Annotated in this window: 8 protein-coding genes; all 8 read left to right on the top strand. The window is 71.0% G+C overall.

Annotated features, from left to right (window positions below; all coding sequences use genetic code 11):
* Nucleotides 1-47: 47 nt before the first annotated feature.
* The 8 genes from N7640_RS13665 to murB all read left to right on the top strand — a co-directional run bounded on the left by N7640_RS13665 (nt 48) and on the right by murB (nt 6910).
* Entirely contained in the window at nt 48-2273 is a 2226-nt protein-coding gene (locus N7640_RS13665) for a DNA internalization-related competence protein ComEC/Rec2 (RefSeq protein WP_279904321.1), read from the top strand.
* A gap of 73 nt (nt 2274-2346) precedes the next feature.
* Nucleotides 2347-3021: a MotA/TolQ/ExbB proton channel family protein gene (locus N7640_RS13660; protein WP_279904322.1), complete on the top strand. Its 675-nt coding sequence runs from the start codon at nt 2347-2349 to the stop codon at nt 3019-3021.
* Nucleotides 3018-3446, top strand: coding sequence for a biopolymer transporter ExbD (locus N7640_RS13655; RefSeq protein ID WP_279904323.1), 429 nt, complete (start codon nt 3018-3020; stop codon nt 3444-3446). Before N7640_RS13660 ends, N7640_RS13655 begins: the two co-directional genes overlap by 4 nt.
* On the top strand, nt 3443-4447 hold the full coding sequence (lpxK, locus tag N7640_RS13650; RefSeq protein WP_279904324.1) for a tetraacyldisaccharide 4'-kinase: 1005 nt from the start codon (nt 3443-3445) through the stop codon (nt 4445-4447). Before N7640_RS13655 ends, lpxK begins: the two co-directional genes overlap by 4 nt.
* Nucleotides 4448-4482: 35 nt before the next feature.
* Nucleotides 4483-4668 carry a Trm112 family protein gene (locus tag N7640_RS13645; RefSeq protein WP_192397323.1) on the top strand — a complete coding sequence of 62 codons (186 nt, stop codon included), beginning with the start codon at nt 4483-4485 and terminating at the stop codon, nt 4666-4668.
* A complete protein-coding gene (gene kdsB / locus N7640_RS13640; RefSeq protein WP_220814800.1) occupies nt 4669-5430 on the top strand; it encodes a 3-deoxy-manno-octulosonate cytidylyltransferase in 762 nt (253 codons plus the stop codon). It abuts the gene before it with no gap.
* Complete coding sequence (locus N7640_RS13635) at nt 5430-5894, top strand: low molecular weight protein-tyrosine-phosphatase (RefSeq protein WP_220814801.1); 465 nt, start codon at nt 5430-5432, stop codon at nt 5892-5894. The genes kdsB and N7640_RS13635 overlap by 1 nt, the downstream gene beginning before the upstream one ends.
* The gene (gene murB / locus N7640_RS13630; protein ID WP_279904325.1) at nt 5891-6910 is read left to right on the top strand and encodes a UDP-N-acetylmuramate dehydrogenase; all 1020 of its coding nucleotides are present in this window, start codon (nt 5891-5893) and stop codon (nt 6908-6910) included. Before N7640_RS13635 ends, murB begins: the two co-directional genes overlap by 4 nt.
* The last annotated feature ends 29 nt before the right edge of the window (nt 6911-6939 follow it).

Raw genomic sequence — 6939 nt, 5'->3', positions numbered from 1 at the left:
AGACTTGCCCGCTCCGGGGCCCACGGCCTCTCGCCGGGATACACCTCATGCGCACAGGGATGGTGGCGCTGGCTGCGGGCTTGATCTGCCTGCGCTTCCTGCCGGAGCTTCCGCCGCTCTGGCTGCTCCTGCTTTTGCTGCCGGTGGCGCTGATGCTGCTGCCCTGGCGCAGCTATCCGGCTTCCTTCCTGCTGTTCGGTTTCGTCTGGGCCTGCTTCAGCGCCCAGTCCGCGCTGGACGACCGCCTGCCGGTCGAGCTGGACGGCCGCACGCTGTGGCTGGAAGGGCGGGTGACCGGGCTGCCGGAAACGGCCGAGGGCGTGGTGCGCTTTCAGCTCGAAGACGCCACCGCCAGGAAGCACGGGTTGCCGCAGCGCCTGCGCCTGTCCTGGTACGACGGGCCGCCGGTGCTGGCCGGCGAGCGCTGGCGCCTGGCGGTCAGGCTCAAGCGCCCGCGTGGCCTGGTCAATCCGCAGGGCTTCGACTACGAGGCCTGGCTGCTGGCGCAACGCATCGGAGCCACTGGCACCGTCAAGCAGGGCGAGCGTCTGGGCGAGGCGGTCGGGCCCGCCGCGTGGCGCGACGACCTGCGCCGCCGGCTGCTGCAGGTCGAGGCCCATGGCCGCGCCGGCGGTCTGGCGGCGCTGGTGATCGGCGACGACTCGGGGCTGAGCCGTAGCGACTGGCGGGTACTGCAAGACACCGGCACCGTGCACCTGATGGTGATCTCCGGCCAGCACGTGGCGCTGCTGGCGGTCTTCCTGTACGGACTGGTCGCTGGCCTGGCGCGGATGGGGCTGTGGCCGCGCGCCGTGCCCTGGCTGCCCTGGGCCTGCGGACTGGCCTTCGCCGGTGCGCTGGGCTACGGCCTGCTGGCGGGCTTCGAGGTGCCGGTGCGGCGTGCCTGCGTGATGGTCGCGCTGGTGCTGCTCTGGCGCCTGCGCTTCCGTCACCTGGGGCTGTGGTGGCCGTTGGGACTGGCGTTCGTGCTGGTGCTGCTGGTCGAGCCGCTGGCCGTGCTGCAGGCCGGTTTCTGGCTGTCCTTCGGCGCCGTTGCGGTGCTCGCCTGGGTGTTCGGTGGGCGGCTCGGCCACTGGCCCTGGTGGCGGGTCTGGTGGCGCGCGCAATGGACCCTGGCGCTGGGGCTGCTGCCGCTGTTCTTCGACCTCGGCCTGCCGCTGAGCCTGAGCGGGCCGCTGGCCAACCTGGTGGCCGTGCCCTGGGTCAGCCTGCTGGTGGTGCCGCTGGCGCTGCTCGGCACCCTGTTGCTGCCGGTGCCCTGGTTGGGCGAGGCGCTGCTGTGGTTGGCCGGCGGCCTGCTGGAGCTGCTGTTCCAACTGCTCGCCTGGATCGCCGCCGCCTTGCCCGCCTGGCTGCCTACGTCGCTCCCGCTCTGGTGCTGGCTGGTGGGCAGCCTGGGCGTGCTGCTCTGCCTATTGCCGGCCGGGGTGTCGTTGCGGGCGTTGGGCCTGACCCTGCTGCTGGCGTTCTTCCTGCCGCCTCGGGAGCGGATCGCCCCGGGGCAGGCGGAGGTCTGGCAACTGGATGTCGGCCAGGGGCTCGCCGTGCTGGTGCGCACCCGCGAGCACGCCATGCTGTACGACGCCGGCCCGCGTTTCGGCGACTTCGACCTGGGCGAGCGGGTGGTGCTGCCCTCCCTGCGCCAGCTGGGCGTGTCCCGGCTCGACCTGATGCTGCTCAGCCACGCCGACAGCGACCACGCCGGCGGCGCCCTGGCGGTGGTGCAGGGCATGGCCGTGGCCCGCGTGTCGAGCGGGGAGGCCGACGCCCTGCCGGTGGAGCTGCGGGCGCGTCCGTGCATCGATGGCGAAAGCTGGGACTGGGACGGCGTGCGCTTCACCACCTGGCGCTGGGCCGGGGCGAAGCAGGGCAATCCGGCCTCCTGCCTGCTCAAGGTGGAGACGGCGAGCGAGCGCCTGCTGCTGACCGGCGACGTGGATGCGGCCACCGAACGCGCGTTGCTGGCAGCGGGGCGCGACCTGCGCGCCGAGTGGCTGCAGGTGCCGCACCACGGCAGCCGGAGTTCGTCGTCGGCCGCCTTCCTGGATGCGGTGGCGCCACGGGCAGCGCTGCTCTCGCGGGGCTGGCACAACCCCTTCGGCCATCCGCATCCGACCGTCCTGGCCCGCTACCGGCAGCGCGGCATCGAGCTGCACGACAGCGCGGAAAAGGGCGCCGTGCGCCTGCTGCTGGGCGGTGGCGAGGGTGCTTCCGGCTGGCGCGAGCGGCCGCGTTTCTGGCGGGAAAAATGAGAACCCGGGTGGTCTGTGCCTGCGCGTCCCTATGCTAGAGTGGCGCCACTTTTCCAAGTGGGGATGCGCAACCGTGTGGGAGTTGGTCAAATCTGGCGGCTGGATGATGCTGCCGATCATTCTGAGTTCTATCGTCGCAGCCGGCATCATCGCCGAGCGCCTCTGGACCCTGCGTGCCAGCCGTATCACGCCCCCCCACCTGCTGGGCCAGGTGTGGCTGTGGATCAAGGAAAAGAAGCTGACCAACGACAAGCTCAAGGAGCTGCGGGCCAACTCCCCGCTGGGGCAGATCCTCGCCGCCGGCCTGGCCAACTCCAAGCATGGTCGCGAGATCATGAAGGAGTGCATCGAGGAGGCCGCCGCCCGCGTCATCCATGACCTGGAGCGCTACCTCAACACCCTCGGCACCATCGCCGGCGTCGCGCCGCTGCTCGGCCTGCTGGGCACCGTGCTGGGCATGATCGACATCTTCAGCGCCTTCATGGGCGCCAACATGGCCAACGCGGCCGTCCTGGCCGGCGGTATCGCCAAGGCCCTGATCACCACCGCTGCGGGTCTGTTCGTCGCCATCCCGGCACTGTTCTTCCATCGCTTCCTGGTGCGCCGCGTCGACGAGCTGGTGGTCGGCATGGAGCAGGAGGCGATCAAGCTGGTGGAGGTGGTGCAGGGCGACCGCGATGTCGACCTGGGCGGCAACGGTGCGGCCCCAGCACCCAAAGAGGCCCGCAAAGAGGGCAAGAAGGCGTGAAGTTCCGGCGTAAATCCCGGGAGAACGTCGAGATCAACCTGGCGTCGCTGATCGACGTGGTGTTCATCCTCCTGCTGTTCTTCGTGGTCACTACCACCTTCACCCGCGAGACCCAGCTCAAGGTCGACCTGCCAGAGGCCGCCTCCGGCACGCCGCCCGAGGAAACCACGCTGAAGAAGCTGGAAGTGCTGATCAGCGCCGACGGCAGCTATTCGCTGAACGGCCAGCCGCTGCTCAAGAGCGATCTGGAAGGCCTGATGGCCGCGCTGGGCAAGGAGTCCGGCGGCGACAACAGCCTGCCGGTGGCGATCAGCGCCGACGGCAAGACCCCGCACCAGGCGGTGATCACCGCCATGGACGCCGCCGGCAAGCTGGGCTTCTCCCACCTGCGCATCACCACGGTCGAGGCCGAGGCCAAGCCTTGAGCCTCGCCGACCGGCTCGTCGCCGCCTGGTACCACGGCCATCCCGCCCTGACCCTGCTGCGCCCGCTGGAGTGGTTGTACCGGCGGGTGGTGCTCGGCAAGCGCCGTGCCTTCCTGGCCGGTGAGGGCGACATCTATCGTGCGCCGGTGCCGGTGCTGGTGGTCGGCAACGTCACCGTCGGTGGTACCGGCAAGACCCCCATGATCCTCTGGCTGATCGAGCACTGCCGGGCACGCGGCCTGCGCGTCGGCGTGGTCAGCCGCGGCTATGGCGCCATGCCGCCGCAACTGCCCTGGCGGGTGCGCGCCGACGACCCGCCCAGCCACGCCGGCGACGAGCCGCTGCTGATCGTCCAGCGCAGCGGCGTGCCGCTGGTGATCGACCCGCAGCGCGCCCGCGCCGTGCAGGCCCTGCTGGAACAGGAGAAGCTGGACCTGATCCTCTGCGACGACGGCCTGCAGCACTACCGCCTGGCCCGCGACATCGAACTGGTGCTGGTGGACGCCGCGCGCGGCCTCGGCAACGGCCGCTGCCTGCCGGCCGGCCCCCTGCGCGAGCCGGCGGAGCGGCTGGCCGAGGTCGACGCGGTGCTGCACAACGGCGCCACCGTGGACGGCGAGGAGGGCTATGCCCTGCAGCTGCGCCCGACCGCCCTGGTCAACTTGCGCAGCGGCGAGCGGGTCGGTCTCGACCATTTCCCGCCCGGCCAGCAGGTCCATGCAGTAGCCGGCATCGGCAACCCGCGGCGTTTCTTCGCCACCCTCGAGGCGCTAAACTGGCGGCCGATCGCGCATCCCTTCGCCGACCACGCCCGCTACAGCCCCGAGACCCTGCGCTTCACCCCGGCGCTGCCGCTGTTGATGACCGAGAAGGATGCGGTGAAATGCCGGGCCTTCGCCGCCGACGACTGGTGGTACCTGGCGGTGGACGCGGCGCCGTCGCCGGCCTTCGTCGCCTGGTTCGACCAGCGCCTGGACCGCCTGCCTGCCGCCCGGCCCTGAGTTTCGCGTTTTCCCACCTCTCCGAGGATTCCCCGATGGATACCAAACTGCTCGACATCCTGGCCTGCCCGGTGTGCAAGGGCCCGCTGCAGCTTTCCGAAGACAAGACCGAGCTGATCAGCAAAGGCGCCGGTCTGGCCTACCCGATCCGCGACGGCATCCCGGTGATGCTGGAAAGCGAGGCCCGCACCCTGACCACCGACGAGCGCCTGGACAAGTAGATGACCGCCTTCACCGTTGTGATCCCCGCCCGCTACGCCTCCAGCCGCCTGCCCGGCAAGCCGCTGCAGGACATCGCCGGCAAGCCCATGGTCCGGCACGTCTGGGAGCAGGCGAAGAAGAGCGGGGCCGCCCGCGTGGTGGTGGCGACCGACGACGCGCGCATCGTCGAGGCCTGCCAGGGCTTCGGCGCCGAAGTGCTGCTGACCCGGGTGGACCACAACTCCGGCACCGACCGCCTGGCCGAAGTCGCCACCCAGCTCGGCCTGGCGGATGACGCCATCGTGGTCAACGTGCAGGGCGACGAGCCGCTGATTCCGCCGAGCATCATTGATCAGGTGGCCGCCAACCTGGCCGCCAACCCGCAGGCGGGGATCGCCACCCTGGCCGAGCCCATCGATGATGTGCAGGCGCTGTTCAATCCCAACGTGGTCAAGGTGGTTTCTGACAAGACCGGCCTGGCCCTGACCTTCAGCCGCGCGCCGCTGGCCTGGGCGCGTGATGCCTTCGCCCAGCGCCGTGACGTGCTGCCGGAAGGCGTGCCCTATCGCCGCCACATCGGCATCTACGCCTACCGCGCCGGCTTCCTCCACGACTTCGTCGCCTGGGGCCCGTGCTGGCTGGAGGATACAGAGTGCCTGGAGCAGCTGCGCGCGCTCTGGCACGGCGTGCGCATCCACGTCGCCGATGCCCTGGAGGCGCCGGCGGCCGGCGTCGATACCGCGGAAGACCTGGAGCGGGTGCGCCGCCTGCTGGGGGCCTGATGCGCGTCCTGTTCGTCTGCATGGGCAACATCTGCCGCTCGCCCACGGCCGAGGGCGTATTCCGCCACCGCCTGCTGCAGGCCGGCCTGCACGAGCGGGTGACGGTGGACTCCGCCGGCACCGGCGACTGGCACGTGGGCAAGGCGCCGGACGGCCGTTCCAGCCAGGCGGCGCTGACCCGTGGCTACGACCTGTCGAGCCTGCGCGCGCGCCAGGTGCTGCGCGACGACTTCCAGCGCTTCGACCTGATCCTGGCGATGGACCACGACAACCTGGCCCGCCTGCAGGCGCTGCGCCCGGCCAGCGGCGGCGCCGAGCTGGACCTGTACCTGCGCCGCTACGCCCTGGCCCTGGACGAGGTGCCCGACCCCTACTACGGCGGGGCGGACGGTTTCGAGCAGGTACTGGACCTGATCGAGCAGGCCAGCGACGCCCTGCTCGCCGAGATCAGGGGACGCCTGTGAGCCTGCAGCTGAGCGAAGCGGTCTCCCTCAAGCCGTTCAACACCTTCGGTGTCGACGTGAAGGCGCGGCTGTTCGCCGAGGCACACGACGACGACGAGATGCGCCAGGCGCTGGCCGAGGCCGGGCACCGCGACCTGCCGCTGCTGGTGGTCGGCGGCGGCAGCAACCTGCTGCTGACCGGCGACGTCGAGGCCCTGGTGCTGCGCATGGCCAGCCGCGGTCTGCGCATCGTCGCGGACGACGGCGAGCGGGTGGTGGTGGAGGCCGAGGCCGGCGAGCCCTGGCACCCCTTCGTGCTCTGGACCCTGGAGCAGGGCCTGGCTGGCCTGGAGAACCTCAGCCTGATCCCCGGCACGGTCGGCGCCGCGCCCATGCAGAACATCGGCGCCTACGGGGTCGAGATCAAGGACGTGTTCGCCGGGCTCACCGCGCTGGATCGCCGCAGCGGCGAGCTGCGCGAGTTCGGCCTGGAGGCGTGCGCCTTCGCCTACCGCGACAGCCTGTTCAAGCAGCAGCCCGGGCGCTGGCTGATCCTGCGCGTGCGTTTCGCCCTGAGCCGCAAGGCCGCGCTGCGCCTGGATTACGGCCCGGTGCGCCAGCGCCTGGAGCAGGACGGCGTCGAGGCGCCGACGGCGATGGACGTCAGCCGCGCCATCTGCGCCATCCGCCGCGAGAAGCTGCCGGACCCCGCCGAGCTGGGCAATGCCGGCAGCTTCTTCAAGAACCCGGTGGTGCCGGCCGAGCAGGCCGAGCGCATCCATGCCCTGCATGCCGACCTGGTCAGCTATCCGGCCGGGGAAGGGCGGGTCAAGCTGGCCGCTGGCTGGCTGATCGAGCGCGCGGGCTGGAAGGGCTTCCGCGAAGGCGATGCCGGCGTGCACCGCCTGCAGGCGCTGGTGCTGGTCAACTACGGCACGGCCAGCGGCGCCCAGCTGCTGGAGTTGGCCCGGCGTATCCAGCAGGACATCTTGCAGCGCTTCGGCGTGGCTTTGGAGATCGAGCCGAACGTGCTCTGACCGGCGACGCCGGTCGGAGCGTCGCGCGT

This window comes from Pseudomonas sp. GD04015, assembly GCF_029837675.1.
GTDB classification, from domain to species: Bacteria; Pseudomonadota; Gammaproteobacteria; order Pseudomonadales; family Pseudomonadaceae; genus Aquipseudomonas; species Aquipseudomonas paralcaligenes.
The sequence above is the reverse complement of the archived record's forward strand: the minus strand, read 5'-3'. Positions and strand labels throughout refer to the sequence as shown.

Bases quoted from the DNA above. Each gene is read 5' to 3' on its own strand.
- N7640_RS13665 (WP_279904321.1), top strand. From the start codon at position 48: ATGCGCACAGGGATGGTGGCGCTGGCTGCGGGCTTGATCTGCCTGCGC.
- N7640_RS13645 (WP_192397323.1), top strand. From the start codon at position 4,483: ATGGATACCAAACTGCTCGACATCCTGGCCTGCCCGGTGTGCAAGGGC.
- N7640_RS13635 (WP_220814801.1), top strand. From the start codon at position 5,430: ATGCGCGTCCTGTTCGTCTGCATGGGCAACATCTGCCGCTCGCCCACG.
- kdsB (WP_220814800.1), top strand. From the start codon at position 4,669: ATGACCGCCTTCACCGTTGTGATCCCCGCCCGCTACGCCTCCAGCCGC.